We start from the raw sequence: 19411 nt of genomic DNA, 5'->3' as shown, positions 1-19411 counted from the left end.
ATATAACAAGAATAGGTCTCAGATAATGAAAAGATTAACGCGATATGCTCAATCGTTTATGCTGACTGTCGGTTTATTGCTGAGTTTGCTTGCTAGTCATGCGGCTATTGCGGCAGTGGATCAGTCTGACGTTATTTCTGCTATAAAGAGTCCGGCTATTAGTCAGGCGATCAACAACCAAGCTGCTGATAACAAGACACTAGATAACCAGATCATGGCGCTACACGATAACTGGAATACATTACTCAGCCGTCATGTTAAGCCGATAAACCAAGGTCACAGTAGCGCGATAGACTACGCCGCCATGCAGCAAGACCGAGCGATATTGACCCTGTATCTCAAACAACTCGGTCAAATTACTCAAACTCAATTTGATGCTTGGGATAAGCCGGCACAACTGGCGATGCTCATCAATGCTTACAACGCCTGGACAGTTGAACTAATCTTAACCAAGTACCCTGATATCGACTCAATCAAAGACTTAGGTGGATTTTTCAGCTCACCATGGGACAAGAGTTTTATCCCATTACTGGGTAAAACCCGCAGTCTCGATGATATTGAGCATAAACTGATCCGCGGCAGCGATCGTTACAATGATCCTAGAATTCATTTTGCGGTAAATTGTGCCAGCATTGGTTGCCCTGCACTGCGCGAAGAAGCTTACACTGGCGCTAAACTCGACATGCAACTCGATGCACAAACCCAACGTTTCCTTGCCGATAGCAGCCGCAACTACGCCAAAGGTGACACAGTCTATTTGTCTGCAATTTTTAAATGGTATGGCGACGATTTTACCAAAGGCTTTGACGGAGCTGATTCTGTTGACGCATTTTTATTACTCTATCCTAGTGGGCTAAAACTCAGTCCGGCACTTCAAACTGCGGCAGAAAAACAGCAATTGAATATCGATTTTTTAGATTATGACTGGTCATTAAATGCGGTTCGCTAAGTGGATGTTATTCAGCAAAACACCTAAACCTATAGTGCATATCATTGCCACAACGGCGTTAATTATCAGTGTATGCGCCAGTCTTTGGACTGGTGAAGCTGATGCCAAAACCACTAGTTCAGCAACATGGTCAGATATTGAAGCTCGTGGAATAAACCAAGACGTATACTTTCATGCTTGGGGCGGCGATCCACAAATCAATCGTTATATTCAGTGGGTTGCCAAGCAAGTTAAGCAGCAGTATCAGATCAATTTACACCATGTAAAACTCACCGACACCAGCGAAGCGGTCAGTCGAGTATTAGCAGAAAAGTCAGCAGGTAATAACACTCAAGGCCAAGTCGATTTAGTGTGGATTAACGGTGAAAACTTTGCCGCCATGGCCAAGCATCAACTCCTTGCGCCAAACTGGGTCGCACAATTACCCAACTTTAGCTTAACTGACCCAGACAACAACCCAGCAATGACCCGCGACTTTGGCGTACCAACACAAGGCATGGAAGCGCCATGGGGTAAAGCTGCGCTGACTTTTTATTACGACAGCCTAGCGACACAATCACCACCGCAAACCTTGCAACAATTAAGCGAATGGGTCAAACAACATCCAGGCAGGTTCACCTACCCTAAGCCACCAGACTTTTTGGCCACCAGCTTTTTAAAGTATGCCCTGATTGTACTGAATAACGCTCAACCTGAGGCAATCAAAAATCGACTTTATCAACCTGCCACGGCACAAAGCCAAGCTCTGTTATTGCCGGTGTTGTGGCAATATTTAGATGAGTTACACCCGTATTTATGGCGCAAAGGCCGCCACTTTATGTCCAGCGGTATGGAATTACGTCGTTTAATCGGCGATGGCGAACTTGCCCTAGCATTTACCTTTTCAGCCGCTGAAATTCCGGCGGCAGTGGCGCGTTTTGAATTACCCGACAGTAGCCGCAGCTATCGTATGCAAGATGGCAGCTTGAGTAATATCCACTTTATCGCCATTCCCTATAATGCTGCTCACGCTAATAGCGCTAAACTGCTCGTCAATTTTTTACTTAGCCCACGAGCACAAGCAAAAAAACAACAACCCAGTGTATGGGGCGACATCAGCGTGTTGGCAACATCTAAGCTGACTGCCGAGCAACAAGCCTGGTTTAATCCATCCGCTCAGTCACATCCCAGTGCAACTATCGCTAACCAAGCAATCAGCCCAGCGTTAAGCGAGCCCGATCCAAGCTGGAGTAAAGTGATTGCAAAGCTATGGTTAGAACGCTATGGAGTGATGCAATGAGCACGGTAGCCAGGTTGTTTAATCCTATTGTACGCATCAGTCCATATATCATGATGGCATTGTTAGTTATTCCGGTAATGGGTGGCTTAATTGGCGTAATGTTGCCTGCATTTGGTTGGATCCCAGCATTAGATCAAACCTCATTGAGCTTGAATGGTTTTAGCCAATTATGGCAAACACCGGGTATTGGTCACATGGCGTTATTGAGCATCGGCACCAGCTTTGTCAGCACCTTATTAGCCTTTTTAATCACGATACTTATCCTAGCAAGTTACTTTACCAGTCCTTGGCTGGGTTATATTCAACGGCTTTTAGGGCCAATCCTTGTTATCCCTCATGCCGCGGCGGCAATTGCTATTGGATTTCTTATCACCCCGTCGGGCATGATATCGCGCTTAGTCTCACCTTGGTTAAGTGGTTGGAATGCACCTCCCGATTGGTTATACCCACACGATGCGATGGGGCTGAGTATTATTCTTGGCCTAACATTAAAAGAGCTGCCTTTTTTATTGCTGATGGCGCTGGGCGTGTTAGCGCAACCCGATCTTGGGCAAACATTGCGGGCACAGCATAAAGTGGCATTGAGCTTAGGTTATTGCCCAATAACCGCATTTTTTAAAGTGGTGTTGCCAAGCCTCTATCCTCACTTACGCTTACCAATATTGGCAGTAATGGCCTACGCCAGTGCTAGCGTCGAAATTCCCTTAATTTTAGGCCCTAACAACCCACCGACATTGGCTGTAGCGATTATGCAGTGGTTTCATGATGTGGATTTAAGCCTAAGAATTAAAGCATCAGCAGGGGCAATATTACAAATTCAACTCACCTTATTCGTATTAGCCTGCTGGTGGCTACTAGAAGGCTTAGTGTGTCAATTCGCTAACTCGATGTTAACCAATGGCCGGCGCGATTACGGCGGCGCCATCATCCAAAAGATAACCCATGTGATCACCGCCTTAATGATGGCCATCATAGGTTTGGCATTAGTGGGAATGCTACTATGGTCTTTTGCTGGTTTCTGGCATTTCCCTGATGCCTTGCCGCAACAAGTTGTCATGCTGCATTGGCAAACAGCATTACAACAAATGCACACGCCGCTTATCGACACGGTACTGATTGCCCTTTGCGCCACTGCCCTAGCCATAAGCTTAACCTTACTCACCTTAGAAGCGGAGCAGCACAGCGGAAAATCGCTATCGCTACTGGGGAGTGTATTAATTTATCTGCCTTTGCTTATTCCAAGCATCGCGTTTTTATTTGGTCTGGTGTGGTTACTTGAGCAAGTCAACAGTCAGCATACCTTTATCAATGTGGTACTGGCCCATTTGTTGTTTGTATTACCTTATGTGTTTTTATCACTGGCTAGCAGCTATCGACGTTTAGACCCACGCTTTAGTATTGTTGCCGCCAGTCTTGGTGCGACCAAAGCGAAAATCTTTTTTAGGATTAAACTGCCCATGTTAATTGGGCCAATATTCATTGCTTGCGCGCTTGGTTTAGCCATTAGCTTTAGTCAATACTTACCCACTTTGCTCACCGGTGGCGGGCGAATTAACACCATTACCACCGAAGCGGTTGCACTCGCCAATGGAGGAAGCCGCAGGATCAGTGCCGTATATGCGTTAATGCAAATGATCCTCCCCGCTTTAGGTTTTTTATTAGCTTGGTTATTGCCAAAAATGATTACCAAAATGTTAATCAAGCGCCACCAACAAGGATAATAATGCAAACATTCGCCAGTACAGCCAAAAGCTCAAGTACAACTACAGCATCAGTTCTCACCATTGATGGGCTGATCTTGCGTCGTCAGCAACAAGACTTATTATCATTAAGTGCAACCATTCGTGGCGGTGAAATACTGACGATTATGGGACCATCTGGTAGCGGAAAATCGACGTTATTAAACTGGTTAACTGGCATGTTACCAGCGGGTTTTAGTGCTGAAGGACAATTGCATTTAAACGGCCAAAATATCACTACGACAGCCAGTCATTTACGCCATATTGGTTTGCTCTATCAAGACCCATTATTGTTTCCGCATTTATCTGTGGCAGGAAACATCGGCTTTGCCATGCCGCCGAGCCCTAAAGCACAGCGACAAACCGCAATTAGTGAGGCATTAACCCAAGTCGGTCTGGGCGGATTAGAGCAGCGTAATCCACAAAGTTTATCTGGCGGCCAGCAAGCTAGAGTAGCATTGCTGCGGGTATTGCTTAGCCAACCTAAAGCCATTTTATTAGACGAACCCTTTAGTAAGCTCGACAGTCAATTACGCCAAGAAATCAGGCAACTCGTTTTTGATCAAATACGCCAGCACCAGCTACCCGCCATTATGGTGACTCACGATCAAACTGATGCCGACGCAGCCCAAGGCGAAGTCATTTCACTTTGAGAAATGATACTGTAATCAGCAGTACTGATATGGGTAGAACAGTTATAGATATAGATAAGCCGTGACGTAACAAAATCGCGACGTTAAAGAATTGAACGATAATCAATAGATTAATTGGAATGACATCATGCTAGATAGATTTATCACCCCAGTAATAAAGCCACTGTTAGCGCCTGCGGTGCTGTTACTCGATAAAAAAAATGTCCACCCTGATCAGCTCACCTTAGTAGGTTTCGGTTTAGGCATGTTGGCCGTCCCCTTGTTGGCATTACAATTTTGGTATGGCGCCTTGTTCTTTATCGCACTTAATCGAATTATCGATGGCCTTGATGGTGCGCTTGCTCGCCACCAAAAACACAGCAGTGCCGCGGGTGGCTATTTGGATATTTGCCTCGATTTTTTATTTTATGCCGCCATTCCGCTAGGGTTCGCCTTGGCCAACCCTAATGAAAACGCCTTAGCCGCAGCGGTGTTGTTAAGCGTTTTCATCGGCACAGGCTCAAGCTTTTTAGCCTTTGCCATACCGGCTGAAAAGCTGAATTTGCCTCGACCACAATTTGCCAATAAGAGCTTTTATTTTTTAAATGGCTTAACCGAAGGCACCGAAACCATCGCCTTCTTTGTGGCATTTTGTTTATGGCCAACTTATTTTCCACAACTTGCCTATAGTTTTGCCTTTTTAGGGGCCATTACCATTTTTACGCGCATTCATGGCGGCTACTACACACTTAAAAATCAGCTTGTCAAAGGAGCAAAGACTCAGAAATCAGCCGTTAAGGAGCCAACAACATGATAGATGAGATGGTAGCGATACGCTTAGGTGTGTTTTTAACGATTCTGGCATTGATGATGAGTCTAGAATGCCTATTCCCCGCAAGGAAACTAACCAAAACACCACAAACAGCCTCTATAGTCACTCGTTGGTTTGGCAACTTTGGCTTATTGATAATTGCTTCTGTGGTAGCAAGATTACTATTACCTTTGGGTTTAGCTGGGTTTGCCTTGTACACCACACAACAACAATGGGGCATATTGCACTGGGTTAATCTGCCCCATTGGGTCAATATTATAAGCAGTCTGTTGTTACTGGACATGCTTATTTACTGGCAACATAGGCTATTTCATCGCATACCGTTATTGTGGCGTTTACATAAAGTGCACCACGCAGATCGCCATGTCGACAGCAGTACGGCTTTGCGCTTTCACCCCTTAGAAATCATCGCCAGTCTTGGGATTAAAGCGCTAGCGATTATCATATTAGGTATACCTGCTGAGGCGGTGATACTGTTTGAGATCTTGCTTAATGGATTTGCCATTTTTAACCACGCTAACATTCGCTTACCTAAAAAAATGGAACATATTGCCCGATATGTGGTGGTAACCCAAATACTGCACCGCATACATCACAGCCAAGTGATGGCCGAAAGTAACACTAACTTTGGTTTTAGTATTGTGTGGTGGGATCGGTTATTTGGTAGCTATTCTGCTAAGGCCAGTAAAGCAGACGAGGATATCGACATAGGATTAATCGAATACCCAAACGCGAAACAAAATGCATGGTTAACAGGCTTGTTATGGATGCCGTTTACCCACAAAAAGAAGTGATGCGTAAAACTAAAGCGAGAACATTCGCATAACTAGCGCCATTAAATAACTGCCCCTATCCTTTAGGCTAAATACACATCTTGGTCGCAACATATGGCTATTTAATTGACACAATGTTGCAGCCCCTTCGCTAACGAAAGATTGCTGCTAAATATGGGTAATAACGGTTATACCGCACCGACTCAGCATCAATACTATAAATCTTCACTGTCATTTTATTGTTCACACAAGTAGACCTTCGAGCAAAAATATTCTGCGCATTAAATCGATGAATAATTTTTAACCATAAAACTGCCCACCTCAAAGGAATAGCATTACATATAATAGATATTTACATTTTACTGTCACGAATAATCATACAGTCCATTGATTTATAAAAGTAAATGCTATTTAATTAATTTCTGGCAATCAAAATATGTGTTTTCATGAATTTCATTAACCAATTTTTCCTGCTAAACGATGATAAAAACGCACATGAATCGATACCCAACTGGCGAATAAGTGCACTACGAATAATCCTCTCTTCGGGAATGTTGCTGTGCTTAGCTATTGCGTTTGACACATTCAATTCTGCCTTACAATTAAATTACTTATGGATAATCGCGCTTACTATTGGTTTCACTTCGGTGTTATTTTTATTGTTACTGGCCAGTAAGCGATTCTATCATTTATGTGCTCATATCCTCCTTGTTGCATTGGTATTGGCGAGTTTAGCAATCAACTTGTCGCTTCCAGACTTAGGACTAGCCAAAATAGGTAGTATGCTGATGTTTGTATGCCCTTCTATTGCGCTAATGTTGTTAGGGCACCGAGTAGCAATCTGTTTCGCCTTATTAAATATCGTGCCATTTTATATGATATTGCATGATATCGACCTGTCTCAATACACCGACATAGATAAACAACTCCCTGATGCGAGTTGGTATATTACTGGAGTGGTTTTTCTATTTTTTAATATCTGCGTGCCTTTAGCAGTAGCAAGAACCATTGTCGCGGCTAAACGTCTCAATAAAGCAACGCTAAGCTCAAACGCTTATTTGAAAAGCAAAAATGAGCTATACCGCACTTTTTTTGCAGAATCGACTATCCCAAAAATTATTGTCGATGATCTGGGAAAGATTACTGATGCTAACCAACAAGCGATTGATTTACTAAAATTACCTAAACCATTAAAAAGCGAAACGTTATTGCTTTCATCTGTCATGCCAAACATCAAAACCTGTAACGCAGGCAAACAAGAACAAATATTGCACTTCAACAATACCTATCAGCGTGTTGTCCATCAGCAACTGACCGATGCTAATTTTTGTGTTTATGAATTTCATGATTGCAGTGCAGAACAGAGCATTAAAGGTAATTTGGCCGCCATGGAACAAGAGAACAGACGTCTACGTTATCGCGATACACAAACACAGTTACCGAATCGAGATTGGTTTGAACTGCAATGTGACCGCCTAATTGCAAAATATCGAAAAGGCTTTTATGTGGTTGTGGCTCAAAGTGCCAATAACGACTATTTAAATATAAAATTTGGTAACCATAATTCTCAAGCCATTACTAAAACAGCCTTTAAACGCCTGCGTAACAATATTGAAGGACCTTTATTATGTGCTCATATTGGACCTGGGAAAATTGCCTTTATTCTTGGTAGCCTTAACGAAACCGATCTGTATAGCGCCTTACCTAAAATCAAACATACTTTAGATGAAGATTACAACTTACTAGGAATTAAGTCTTCGCAATCATTTCTATTTGGTATTGCCCATTGCCCTGAACACGGGGATGCAAGCTGTAAAGTTGTCGCTCATGCTATCGAGGCGCTTAAATTAGCCAATACCAACGATGTATTTAGCTTATATGACCAAACCAATTCACAAAGCTTTTTAGAGAAATATGAAATATCGATGTTGCTCGATGAAGCACTACAGCAAGGTGAGCTAACCGTTTATTATCAACCTAAAGTAACGGCATCAGGACAATGTATCGGCCTTGAAGCGTTGGCTCGATGGCACAGTCCCATTTTAGGTACAGTATCACCAGCGGTATTTATCCCTATCGCAGAAGAGTACCGAATGATCAGCCGTTTAACGGATTTGGTGATACAAAAAGTCTGCTCGCAAATCAATCAATGGACTCAACAAGGGCTTAACTGTGTACCTGTGGCGATTAATATCTCACTAATTGATTTCACTCAAACCGACTTTATGTCCAAGTTAGTTAAGTATTTAGCTGACTTTACTGTCAGCCCAAAACAAATAGAACTCGAGTTAACCGAAACCTCACTAGAAGCGAATCAAGCCCACTCGTTAATGTTAATGAAAACTCTACAAGCGTGGGGTTTCACCATTTCGGTAGATGATTTTGGCGTCGGTTATTCTAATATTGCTCGTTTGGCTGACTACCCAATTAATAAACTCAAATTAGATCGTTCATTAATCAGCCAAGTTACCTCTTCAGCACGTCAACAAAGCTTGGTAAAAGCGATCCATAATATGTGTGAAGAACTAGATATCAAGTGTGTGTCTGAAGGTGTAGAAACTGCGGAACAGGTAAGCATTATGGCGGATATGGGCTGCAAAGAATTTCAAGGGTTTTATTTTTCAAAACCCATGACGCCTGAACAATTTTTTGCACATGTCAGTAAGAAAGGACTGAAGTTTGAGCATCAGGACAGTTTAATAAAAGCGTAAACATTTATACCAATCTGTAAAGGAGGTTTGGTGTGAGTCGCTTGTTGCTCGAAACTAGATTCCAGTCAACATAACAGCATGGGATAAACGTGTCTTGCTGGGTTTAGCATTAACGCTCGAAACTGAGAATCCAAGTAACGCTTTAATCTTCTCAATCTTATCTGCTGGGATTTTTTACTGGCATTAAAGGCTTTAACGCCTTGGCGCGGTTTGTATAGTAAGTCATATCATGTTGCATGATGTTGCCTCTACAATAATAGCGATGACGCTTTAATCGGCAATACTGAAACAGGCTGTGTTAAATTGTCGTTATTGTGGCGTAATTAATTAAGGTGTAAAAAAGCTGTTACCTCCAATAACCATGAATTAAATCACCCATAATAAAATAGTTTTAACTCGAGGCCCTGGTGCAAATAACCAACCCATTGATCAATAAAATCACTGTCAGCTTGCACACATTTATCGTGCTCGTGATATATTAGCAGCCATTCAAATTTGCTTATTCAGTTAAGGTTCACTCATGAAAATCGGTATTATTGGCGCAATGGAGCCAGAAGTTGTTCATTTAATTCAAGCCATCATTGAGCCTGTGCATAGCACTATTGCCGGAATCGAATTTATTAGCGGTAGCATTGCAGGCAAAGATGTCGTCGTCACTCGCTCGGGGATCGGTAAAGTGGCAGCCAGTATCGCGACCACATTATTAATCGAAAAATTTGCCGTAACCCATGTGATTAACACAGGATCCGCAGGCGGTTTTGTGGATTCTCTCGCTATCGGCGATATTGTGATTTCATCAGAAGTACGTCACCACGACGTAGATGTCACTGCATTTGGTTACGAAATAGGCCAAATGGCCCAGCAACCAGCAGCATTTATGCCTGATATCAACCTAGTGAATGCGGCCAAACAAGCTGTAGCATCATTAGGTGAAGTAAACGCAATAGAAGGATTAATTTGCACTGGCGACAGCTTTATTTGCGACCCGGTACGGACAAAATTGATGCGTGAAAACTTTCCGACTATGGCAGCATGTGAAATGGAAGGGGCAGCTATAGCCCAAGTTTGTCACCAGTTTACAGTACCTTTTGTGGTTATCCGCTCTCTATCAGACAATGCCAACAATGACTCACCGGTTGATTTTGACTCTTATATTATTAAAGCAGGCCTGCATTCTGCCATGATGGTGATCGCACTGTTACAACAGCTATAAACCTTCTAGAATCAGTACAGAGACAATAACCTCATAGTCTCTGTACTGAGCAACCCTAAGGTTAACAACAGCCTAACTATTGAGTGTCTATGGTCAATCAATTATTTAATCCTCAATTACTTAGCCAAGATGGCGGGTTACTGCAAAGCTGTTGTATTTTATTTTGTGCCTTAATTTTGGCTCGATTTGCGCCCATTCCTAGAGATCTACAGCCATTATTATGGTTCAACCGCTTAGCCACCTTGATAGCCATCAAAGTAAATCATCCAGAGCGAGCGGTGAGCCAGCAACTTATTGCAGGGATTTTAGCGACACTCATTTTAATTGTGCCTAGCGGGATTATCGTGAGCTTTTTACTCAGCCTTGCTGCTTATCCTTGGTTTTTTGAACTGATCATCTTGTATTTCTGTTTATGTGATTCCGCTTTTAAGCCTGTGGCACAAAAAGTGGTTGATGCCATAAAAACCGGCAATAAACAACAGGCCAAACAACTTCTGGCTCCTTGGGTGAGACAAAATACCCAAGCCTTATCAGAGGTGGGGTTAAGTAAAACAACCATAGAGAAACTGTTTACTACTCCCATTTACGGCACCTTAGCAACCATACTATTTTTCAGCATAGGCGGCGCTACGATGACATTAGTGGTGCGTATGTTAAGACAACTACAACATTGCTGGCCGCCTTATCATCCACATTTTTATATTTTTTCAAGTTTTGTCGGCCAGTTAAATAGAGTCATATTTTTCATCCCGACGTTACTTTGGCACTGCTCAATCGCCATTCAATTTGGCCAATTGGGTATCAAGTCTATTTTTTCACAACCAATATCGACAACAGTGAATAAAGATCAGCTCAATAACCATTACACGAGTTATGCATTAGCGGCCAAATTATTAAAAATAGAATTAGGCGGGCCGCAGCAATTTATTGAAAATGGCAACACCATTCGGGTAGATTTACCCAAAGTAAAATCAGGGCCCTTGCCGGATCATCGCCACATTAGCCAAGCCATAACTGTCACGCACACAGCCAATCTTTTTTGGATCAGCCTAACCTTGCTACTACCGCTTATTTGGACCGGATTAAGATTTATTTAAACCATATAAATCTTGTTTTAAACAGGCTATCATTTAGCGATTATGGACTCGTGTGCGTTTGATGTAGGCCTGTTACAACCGGATGTCACCACTCGTTGTTAACATAGGTCAATTATGCCGACAAATGGCTTATATCTTTGTAACATAAATCCTCTATAACTAATTATTAGCTGCATGAAAACCAGTTTAGGAATGCCATTTTGTTCAACCATTTACATGTATCATTAACCACACCAGCATTGCTGTTTCCGGCTATTTCATTGTTATTGCTGGCCTACACCAATCGATTTTTTTCATTAGCGGCATTGATCCGTCAACTCAGTAACGATAAAAAACCGGTACAAGGCGATCAAATTAAAAATTTACGCCAGCGAATTATTATTATTCGCAAAATGCAAGAAGCTGGTGTCAGCAGTTTTGCCTTGTGTGTGTTATGTATGATTTTGATTTACGTTGGCTTTAATCAAGTGGGCTCATTGGTGTTTGGATTGAGTTTACTGCTGTTATTGTATTCGTTGATTTTATCGGTAATAGAAATCCGTATTTCAGTAGATGCCCTCACAATTCATCTCAAAGAGCTAAGTAAATGAGTCAATGGATCTACTTTTTTGATTTATGTGGTACCGCTGTATTTGCCCTTTCGGGAGCGTTAGCTGCTGGTAAGCACCGCATGGATCCTTTTGGTGTTATTGTATTAGCATCTGTCACAGCTATTGGCGGCGGCAGTATTCGTGATGCCTTAATCGGCGCGACACCGGTATTTTGGATCCGCGATCCGAATTATATTATTGTCATTCTTGCGACCGTAGTGGCGTGCTTAGTGTTGGTGCGTAAACCCCATAAATTACCTGCACGCACACTGCCCATAGCCGATGCATTAGGTTTGGCATTATTTACCGTTATTGGCGCAGAAAAGGCCTTATTAATGGGATTGTCTGGTATGGTCGCGGTAGTCATGGGCTTAATCACCGGTGTCGGCGGCGGGATTATTCGTGATTTATTATGTCGACAAATTCCAATGGTGCTGCGAACAGAAGTTTACGCAACCGCTTCTATCGTTGGAGGCATCTGTTATACCTTAAGTATATTTGTCGGCATGGATAGCATGACATCATTACTGATCGCTATGTTCAGTACGCTAATCATCCGTCTGAGTGCTATTCGCTGGCACTTATCTTTACCGGCTTTTGATTTGAAAACTAAGAGAATTTAATGTGCGAATAATCTTCATATTATGCTGTTTGCTATTGAGCTTTCCCACTAAAGCCAATATTGGTGACATGCCGCGAGAACAACAACTTGCGATGCAATACATGGAAGCACTCACTGATCACGATTATACCGTCTTACGTCGATTTTATTCACGCGAAACAGTATTTTACGATAAGACAGCCAATACGACCTACAAAGGTGGTCGGCACATTATTGCGTTTTTACAACGAGCCCATGAAGGGGTATTAGAATACCGCTTAAACGTAGAACACATGTTTAATACTGGCTCATTGGTGGTAATCATTGGTAGTTATCGCTTACGTGGTCCAGGCGATCAGTATGGTAAACCCGGAAAGATTATCGACCTTGCCGTACCCGGTGTCACAACCCTTAAATTTGATAGCAATACTGAGCGCCTAGTGGAGCAAATGGATTTAATGGATTATCAAACCATGACTGACCAACTTGCGGCTCAGTAATAAAATCAGAGTCAATTGCGCGCCGCGAGCGCTTTAATTGGCTGTGTTATATGGCTTCAGTGATATCGATTTCATTACGTATCAGACATAAAAAAACGGCTTAGTTAATAAGCCGTTTTTTATTGATTTCGTAAAACTTATTTCAAGATAACTTTAGCAAATTTTCGCTTACCAACCTGGAATACCGCTTCAAGACCAGCATTAAAACTGATGCGACTGTCTTCCACTTTTTCGCCATCCATTTTAACCGCACCTTGCTTGATCATCCGCATACCATCAGATGTAGAGCCGACAAGACCGGCATCTTTGAGTAAGTTAGCAATCGCTAAGCCTTCACCTGCTTCTAAAATGACTTCTTCGATGTCATCTGGAATGGCACCTTTTTGAAAGCGATCGATAAACGCTTGATGTGCAGCTTCTGCTTGGGCTTCATCATGGAAACGAGCAATAATTTCTTTGGCTAATAAAATCTTGATATCGCGAGGATTAGTGCCATTTTCAACGTCTAGTTTAAACTGGGCTAATTCAGTTAATGGACGGAATGACAATAATTCAAGATAACGCCACATCAAATCATCTGAAATCGACATGATTTTACCAAACATTTCATTTGCAGGCTCACTCACACCTATGTAGTTGTGGGCCGATTTAGACATTTTTTTAACACCGTCTAAACCTTCAAGCAATGGCATCATGATAACAGTTTGCGGCTTTTGGCCTTCTGACTTTTGCAGTTCACGACCCATAAGCAGGTTAAACTTTTGATCGGTTCCACCTAATTCAACATCGGCTTGCAATGCAACTGAATCGTAACCTTGCAATAAAGGATACATAAATTCATGAATCGCAATAGATTGACCTGATGCATAGCGCTTTTTAAAATCGTCACGCTCCATCATACGAGCAACCGTTTGCTGTGAAGCTAAACGGATCATACCCGCGGCACCTAATGGCTCTAACCAGCTAGAGTTGAATTCGATACGCGTTTTTGCTGGGTCTAAAATTTTATAAACCTGTTCTTTGTAGGTTTCTGCGTTAGCAAGCACTTGCTCACGGGTCAATGGCGGACGAGTACTGTTTTTACCGCTAGGGTCGCCGACCATACCGGTAAAGTCACCAATCAAGAAAATCACTTCGTGACCTAACTCTTGAAAAGTACGCATCTTGTTCAAAATAACCGTATGACCTAAGTGAATATCTGGAGCGGTAGGGTCTGCGCCTAACTTGATGCGTAATGGACGCCCTTCTTTCAGTTTCTCAAGCAAATCCGCTTCAAGTAATATCTCATCGGTACCGCGCTTAATCTCTGCCAATACTTGATCTAAATTCGCCATCTCTACTGCAACTCCCAGGGCTTGCACAAAAAATAAAGAGCTCTATGTTACTTGTTAGCCACAGCAAATGAAAGAGTGTACACTTAGCAGATAACAACGAGATAGAGAAATTGGTAACAGAGTCAATGGCAAAGCTTCTTACTTTATTCACATTGCTGCCAAAAGCACATCAAATCACATTATCTTTATTAGTGATTTTAACGACATTTATTCTGATGTTCCCATCGGAAGACGCTCAAGCATCTAAACAAACCCAATTGATGAGCCAATCAACTGAGCAACCCGATATAGAAATCAACAAGCGTTATGCTATTCCACTTGCCTTTCGCACGCCTACAGCACCAAATAGTAATGATAATATTGATGCCGAAAAGTCTGATGAACTCCTATCAAAAGATGACAGCGACAATACCAACAGCGGTGAAACGGCAGATGACGAAGCCTTTGCTCAACACCTTTCGATGTTGCAAACCAGCACTTCTGATATTGACGGTATGATCAATGATATCGACCAGCAAGTGGCTAATCAAAAAGCCAAGTTAAAGCAAGAGGTCGCTAACGATGATAATAGCGTTGAATACTATGAAGTTGTTAAAGGCGATACATTGGGCGGCTTATTTAGTCGTGCTGGACTCAGCGCTAAAGACGTCTACGACATTACCCAATTACCGTTAGCCAAAAAGAATTTGCTCAAGATTATGCCCGGCGAAGAAATTGCCATTAGTAAAAATGCCCAAGGTGAATTACAAGAATTAACCTATCGAATGGACAAAGTGTCGACATTAGTGATCAGTCATCACAATGAGCAATACAAAGAAACCGTCAACACCAAAGAAATCGAAAATCGTACCTCATTTATTACCGCCAATATTAAAAGTAACTTTTGGAATGCTGCGGCAGATGCCGGTTTATCGGGTAATCACATTATGGAATTGGCCAATATCTTTGGCTGGGACGTCGATTTCGCGCTTGATATACGTAAAGGCGATCATTTTTCATTATTGTTTGAACAAGAATACGCCGATGGCCAATTTTTACGTAATGGCAATATTCTCGCCGCGGAGTTTTTTAACCAAGGGGAGCGTTACACCGCCGTACGGTATACCGACGGAGAATATTATTCAGAAGATGGCAGTAGTATGCGCAAAGCATTTTTACGCTCGCCAGTAGACTTTAAATATGTCAGTTCTAACTTTAATCCTCGTCGTTTGCACCCAGTAACGGGGCAAATTAAAGCCCACCGCGGCGTAGACTATGTGGCCGCAATAGGTACACCGATTAAAGCGGCGGGTAAAGGTAAAGTGGTTGAGGCCGGTTATAACCAGTTTAATGGCAACTATGTATTCATTAAGCACAACGAAACCTACACCACTAAGTATTTGCATTTAACTAAGCGCAAAGTAAACCGTGGTGAAACGGTTAAACAAGGCCAAATAATCGGTACCTTAGGTAAAACAGGCCGAGTCACCGGTGCTCACTTACATTATGAATTCATTGTAAATGGTGTTCATCGCAATCCACGAACCATCGACTTACCTAAATCTATGCCGATTGATCGTAAAGAGAAAAATAAATTTACGGCACTCAGTAAACAATTGATGGCTCAGCTAAAATCAAATCAACAACAGCAATTGGCAAGTAATTAATAGCCTAATATTGCCATTCACAGAGAGTTACCTCATGTCTAAGCCAGAATACTTTATCGGTCTAATGTCAGGCACAAGCATGGATGGTGTTGATGCGGTGTTGGTTGATTTTTCAACTGATCATCCTATTTTAGTTGCCAGCCATACCGAAGCAATACCAGCACATTTATTAAGTGGTTTACAACGTTTATGCCAGCCAGCAACAGATGAAATAAACCGCCTCGGTCGACTCGATCGCAGCGTTGGTAAACTGTTTGCACAAGCGGTTAATCACTTATTGGCTAAAACAACTGTCACTGCCGATGAGGTTATAGCCATAGGGTCACACGGACAAACTGTGCGTCATATGCCTAATTTAGAAATGGGTTTTACATTGCAAATTGGCGATCCTAATACCATTGCTATTGAAACTAATATCGATGTCATTGCTGACTTTAGACGTAAAGATATTGCCCTTGGCGGCCAAGGGGCACCGTTAGTTCCAGCATTTCACCAGCAAGTGTTTGCTCGCCAAGGTCACTCTAGAGTGATTTTAAACATAGGTGGAATTGCCAACGTAACCTATTTACCTGGTAATAGTGAGCAAGTATTAGGCTTCGATACCGGTCCGGGTAACAACCTAATCGATGCCTTTATTCAACAAAACTTGAACCTTCCTTTTGATGAGGATGGTGCTTGGGCAGACTCCGGAACCAGTAATCCTGTCTTACTCAAACAGCTATTATCGCACTCTTACTTTTCGTTAGCTTACCCAAAAAGTACTGGTAGAGAGCTATTTAATCAAGCTTGGCTTGAGCAACAAATCGCTGACTATAGTCATTTAGATCAAGAAGATATTCAATCTACCCTACTTGATCTTACCTGCCACAGTATTGCCAACGACATAAATAAACTGGCACCGACAGGTGAATTATTTGTCTGTGGTGGCGGAGCATTAAATAAAGCCTTAATGCAACGACTAGCCATCTTGGTTCCCCATTATAAAGTCGCTACCACCAGCGCGTTAGGTGTGGATGCAAAATGGGTTGAAGGCATTGCCTTTGCCTGGTTAGCCATGCGTTATCACCATGATTTACCCGCTAACTTACCCGCTGTTACGGGCGCGTCACGCGCTGCTGTGCTAGGTGGGCGTTTCAAGGCGAGATAAACACACCAAAATGCGTGGTTTACTTTTGCAATTGTGGCCTCAATGTTATGATGCCCACAAATTTGCTTAATTGTTTAAAATTGAGCAAAGCCAAAACTTAAGATGAGAGTCAATATGAGCAATAAAACCAAAACTGTATCTGAACTAATGAATCTAACTCCAGAAGGTCGTTATGATTATATGGTTGATCAGATTAAAGCTGAAAAAATTATTTGGACACTTCAAGATCAAGATGGTTGTGTCATGCTGACCACTGAAGATGAAGACTGTATTCCAATGTGGCCATCTGAAGAGACTGCCGCACTATGGGCTGTTGATGAATGGAAAGACTGCGAGCCATTAGCGATTCCACTTGACGAGTTTCAAGAACGTTGGGTAAGCGGTATGGAAGATGATGACTTATTTATCGCAGTTTTCCCCGTTCAAGAAGACTTAGGTGTTGTGGTTCCTCCTTTTGAAATGAATGAGCGAATTTTGCCAAAGAAACAACAAAAGCATTAATTGTAATGACCGATACCAACTCTGAAACCAACCACGCAGACCAGGCTCACAGCGTTGCAAAGCCACATTTACCAAAACGGCTAATTGGCTTGATGATCGTTTATACCTTGTCGGCCATCAGCGGGCTATATGCTGCCAACTCCTTGTCTGAGTTAAGTGCAATGCTATGCATATTAACCTTAATGATGGTGCTCGCAATAATCGGCCGCCAAAAAGCAGGCTTATATCTTCTGCGGGTATATTGCGTACTGCAACTTTTGTTATACAGCGTACTGCCAATCATTATGTATGACCCCGACAATTTAGTTGCCGGTCCAACCACGTTTGATTTTGGTTTGTTTCAAACCGTTGTTGCTGATTGGGTTATCTACTCTGTGCTTATTGCGCTGGGGATCATTCAAGTGTGGATTAGCTTTAATGCAAAAGTGAAGGCGTGGTTTAAACCGCGGATGAATTTTAATATTATGAGCAGTTAGTTGTGGGTGTATCGGTACACTATAGACATCAAAAAAGCCGTCGAAAGACGGCTTTTTGTTAGCTATTCGATTACATGTCCCCAGACAGGTTAATCACTGTAATAACGCGCATTACACCGAGAAACTCGCTCCGCAGCCACATGTTGTGGTCGCATTAGGATTTTTAACAAAAAAACGTGAACCTTCAAGACCCGATGTATAATCGACTTCACCACCAACAAGGTACTGAAGACTCATTGGATCAACAACCAATTGCACACCTTGTTTCTCAATGGTGAAATCACCTTCGTTGACTTTCTCATCGAATGTAAAGCCATACTGAAAACCAGAGCAACCACCACCTGTTACATACACACGCAGTTTTAATTCAGGATTCTGTTCTTCTTCTAACAGACCTTTTACTTTTATCGCCGCCGCATCGGTAAATTGGATCGGCATTGCTGTATCAACTTGTTCAGTCATTACTACCTCTTACTTCGGTTTCTGCGGAGAATTATCCTTTACCTGACTATTTTGTTCAAGTATTACCCGCAGTTCTTTTTCACCCATCAACAGCTCTGGTACATTATAGACTTGCTCAATCTCGCCACCTTTGACACCACGACGAGCAGCCACCTTCACTTTGACCATGATTCGTTGAAGATTAAATCCCACTGGAAGTTCAAAATTGTTATCTATAATTTGAAAATAATTAAATTCAAAATCCAGTTTTTTATTGATTAATTTGCTCAAAGACAGCTCAGCTGGCTGATCATTTTGTGTACCTAGCAACAATACCGTCGAACTCGTCTTCACTTTAACTTGGTGTTTTTGCAACTGAGTGAGAATTAATCGTAATTGATATTGACCAGCCGTCACACCCTGGGCTAATTCCACCCCATGAATAGACACGCCTTCAACACCAGAATCAGTCACCATTATACTGCGATAAAACGCTAATTCTTTCTCTAACGCTTTTTGATCTGATAATTGTTGGCTAAACATCTCTTGCATTTCTTTATTGGCATTTTCAGCAATGCTTAATGCTAAATTACGACTGGCAAGCACTTGCGCCTGTTCCTCCAGTTGTTGTAACAGTTTACGCTTGCCACTGGCACTATTCGGCGTAGCCTCTGGGGCAAATGAAAGCCATAAATTAAAACTTATTGCTCCCAATAAAAAACACACTAACATTAAACCAATCAAGTATATGCTTGATGTCCTATTTTTACGTTCTAAAACTTGCAGTCTATCTAACCAACGGTGATAATTTAACATTAAGTTACAACCTTTTAATAAAATACAGTATGCTTGGCGAAGCATATTTTTCTTGGGTTTATTTTTGTGCCCTAGTTAACGTTTTGTGCAAATCATACCCGTATTACACAAGGTTATAATGCTAATATTTAGCG

The 19411-nt window shown here is 42.1% G+C and carries 19 protein-coding genes; 16 read left to right on the top strand and 3 right to left on the bottom strand.

The window, feature by feature from the left end; translation table 11 throughout:
• Positions 1-25: 25 nt before the first annotated feature.
• The 12 genes from H5164_RS01010 (at position 26) to H5164_RS00955 (ending at position 12916) form a co-directional block, all read left to right on the top strand.
• Positions 26-949, top strand: a complete 924-nt coding sequence (locus H5164_RS01010) for a DUF547 domain-containing protein (RefSeq protein WP_182754325.1) — start codon at positions 26-28, stop codon at positions 947-949.
• Positions 936-2228 (top strand): ABC transporter substrate-binding protein, encoded by a 1293-nt coding sequence (locus H5164_RS01005; RefSeq protein ID WP_259396707.1) that lies wholly within the window; start codon positions 936-938, stop codon positions 2226-2228. Before H5164_RS01010 ends, H5164_RS01005 begins: the two co-directional genes overlap by 14 nt.
• Complete coding sequence (locus H5164_RS01000) at positions 2225-3949, top strand: ABC transporter permease (protein WP_182741374.1); 1725 nt, start codon at positions 2225-2227, stop codon at positions 3947-3949. Before H5164_RS01005 ends, H5164_RS01000 begins: the two co-directional genes overlap by 4 nt.
• 2 nt (positions 3950-3951) lie before the next feature.
• Positions 3952-4620 carry an ATP-binding cassette domain-containing protein gene (locus H5164_RS00995; RefSeq protein WP_259396706.1) on the top strand — a complete coding sequence of 223 codons (669 nt, stop codon included), beginning with the start codon at positions 3952-3954 and terminating at the stop codon, positions 4618-4620.
• Between the two features lie 127 nt (positions 4621-4747).
• A complete protein-coding gene (locus H5164_RS00990; RefSeq protein WP_182754322.1) occupies positions 4748-5413 on the top strand; it encodes a CDP-alcohol phosphatidyltransferase family protein in 666 nt (221 codons plus the stop codon).
• Positions 5410-6225, top strand: a complete 816-nt coding sequence (locus tag H5164_RS00985) for a sterol desaturase family protein (RefSeq protein WP_124017079.1) — start codon at positions 5410-5412, stop codon at positions 6223-6225. The genes H5164_RS00990 and H5164_RS00985 overlap by 4 nt, the downstream gene beginning before the upstream one ends.
• 425 nt (positions 6226-6650) lie before the next feature.
• Entirely contained in the window at positions 6651-8915 is a 2265-nt protein-coding gene (locus H5164_RS00980) for a bifunctional diguanylate cyclase/phosphodiesterase (RefSeq protein WP_182754319.1), read from the top strand.
• A 520-nt stretch (positions 8916-9435) separates the two neighbouring features.
• Positions 9436-10128 (top strand): 5'-methylthioadenosine/adenosylhomocysteine nucleosidase, encoded by a 693-nt coding sequence (locus tag H5164_RS00975; protein ID WP_182754315.1) that lies wholly within the window; start codon positions 9436-9438, stop codon positions 10126-10128.
• An 89-nt stretch (positions 10129-10217) separates the two neighbouring features.
• On the top strand, positions 10218-11225 hold the full coding sequence (locus tag H5164_RS00970; RefSeq protein ID WP_124017077.1) for a cobalamin biosynthesis protein: 1008 nt from the start codon (positions 10218-10220) through the stop codon (positions 11223-11225).
• Positions 11226-11425: 200 nt separating this feature from the next.
• On the top strand, positions 11426-11815 hold the full coding sequence (locus H5164_RS00965) for a DUF2721 domain-containing protein (protein ID WP_124017076.1): 390 nt from the start codon (positions 11426-11428) through the stop codon (positions 11813-11815).
• Positions 11812-12438 carry a trimeric intracellular cation channel family protein gene (locus tag H5164_RS00960; protein WP_124017075.1) on the top strand — a complete coding sequence of 209 codons (627 nt, stop codon included), beginning with the start codon at positions 11812-11814 and terminating at the stop codon, positions 12436-12438. Before H5164_RS00965 ends, H5164_RS00960 begins: the two co-directional genes overlap by 4 nt.
• A gap of 67 nt (positions 12439-12505) precedes the next feature.
• Positions 12506-12916, top strand: a complete 411-nt coding sequence (locus tag H5164_RS00955; RefSeq protein ID WP_235781991.1) for a nuclear transport factor 2 family protein — start codon at positions 12506-12508, stop codon at positions 12914-12916.
• Positions 12917-13053: 137 nt separating this feature from the next.
• Here H5164_RS00955 and tyrS read toward each other — a convergent pair whose 3' ends face one another.
• Complete coding sequence (tyrS, locus tag H5164_RS00950) at positions 13054-14250, bottom strand: tyrosine--tRNA ligase (protein WP_124017073.1); 1197 nt, start codon at positions 14248-14250, stop codon at positions 13054-13056.
• Between the two features lie 125 nt (positions 14251-14375).
• On the opposite strand from tyrS, the gene H5164_RS00945 reads away from it, so the two are divergent.
• The 4 genes from H5164_RS00945 (at position 14376) to H5164_RS00930 (ending at position 18020) form a co-directional block, all read left to right on the top strand.
• Entirely contained in the window at positions 14376-15896 is a 1521-nt protein-coding gene (locus H5164_RS00945; protein ID WP_182754312.1) for a peptidoglycan DD-metalloendopeptidase family protein, read from the top strand.
• A 34-nt stretch (positions 15897-15930) separates the two neighbouring features.
• Entirely contained in the window at positions 15931-17043 is a 1113-nt protein-coding gene (locus H5164_RS00940; RefSeq protein WP_182742058.1) for an anhydro-N-acetylmuramic acid kinase, read from the top strand.
• Between the two features lie 114 nt (positions 17044-17157).
• The gene (locus H5164_RS00935; RefSeq protein ID WP_165870124.1) at positions 17158-17544 is read left to right on the top strand and encodes a DUF2750 domain-containing protein; all 387 of its coding nucleotides are present in this window, start codon (positions 17158-17160) and stop codon (positions 17542-17544) included.
• A 5-nt stretch (positions 17545-17549) separates the two neighbouring features.
• Positions 17550-18020: a hypothetical protein gene (locus H5164_RS00930; protein ID WP_124017069.1), complete on the top strand. Its 471-nt coding sequence runs from the start codon at positions 17550-17552 to the stop codon at positions 18018-18020.
• Between the two features lie 111 nt (positions 18021-18131).
• Here the strand turns inward: H5164_RS00930 and erpA are convergent, their stop codons facing one another.
• On the bottom strand, positions 18132-18482 hold the full coding sequence (gene erpA, locus H5164_RS00925; RefSeq protein ID WP_124017068.1) for an iron-sulfur cluster insertion protein ErpA: 351 nt from the start codon (positions 18480-18482) through the stop codon (positions 18132-18134).
• 9 nt (positions 18483-18491) lie between these two features.
• On the bottom strand, positions 18492-19277 hold the full coding sequence (locus H5164_RS00920; RefSeq protein WP_182754310.1) for a DUF6776 family protein: 786 nt from the start codon (positions 19275-19277) through the stop codon (positions 18492-18494).
• Positions 19278-19411 lie beyond the last annotated feature (134 nt).

Source organism: Shewanella sp. SG41-3, assembly GCF_014164545.1.
GTDB classification, from domain to species: domain Bacteria; phylum Pseudomonadota; class Gammaproteobacteria; order Enterobacterales; family Shewanellaceae; genus Shewanella; species Shewanella vesiculosa.
The sequence above is the reverse complement of the archived record's forward strand: the minus strand, read 5'-3'. Positions and strand labels throughout refer to the sequence as shown.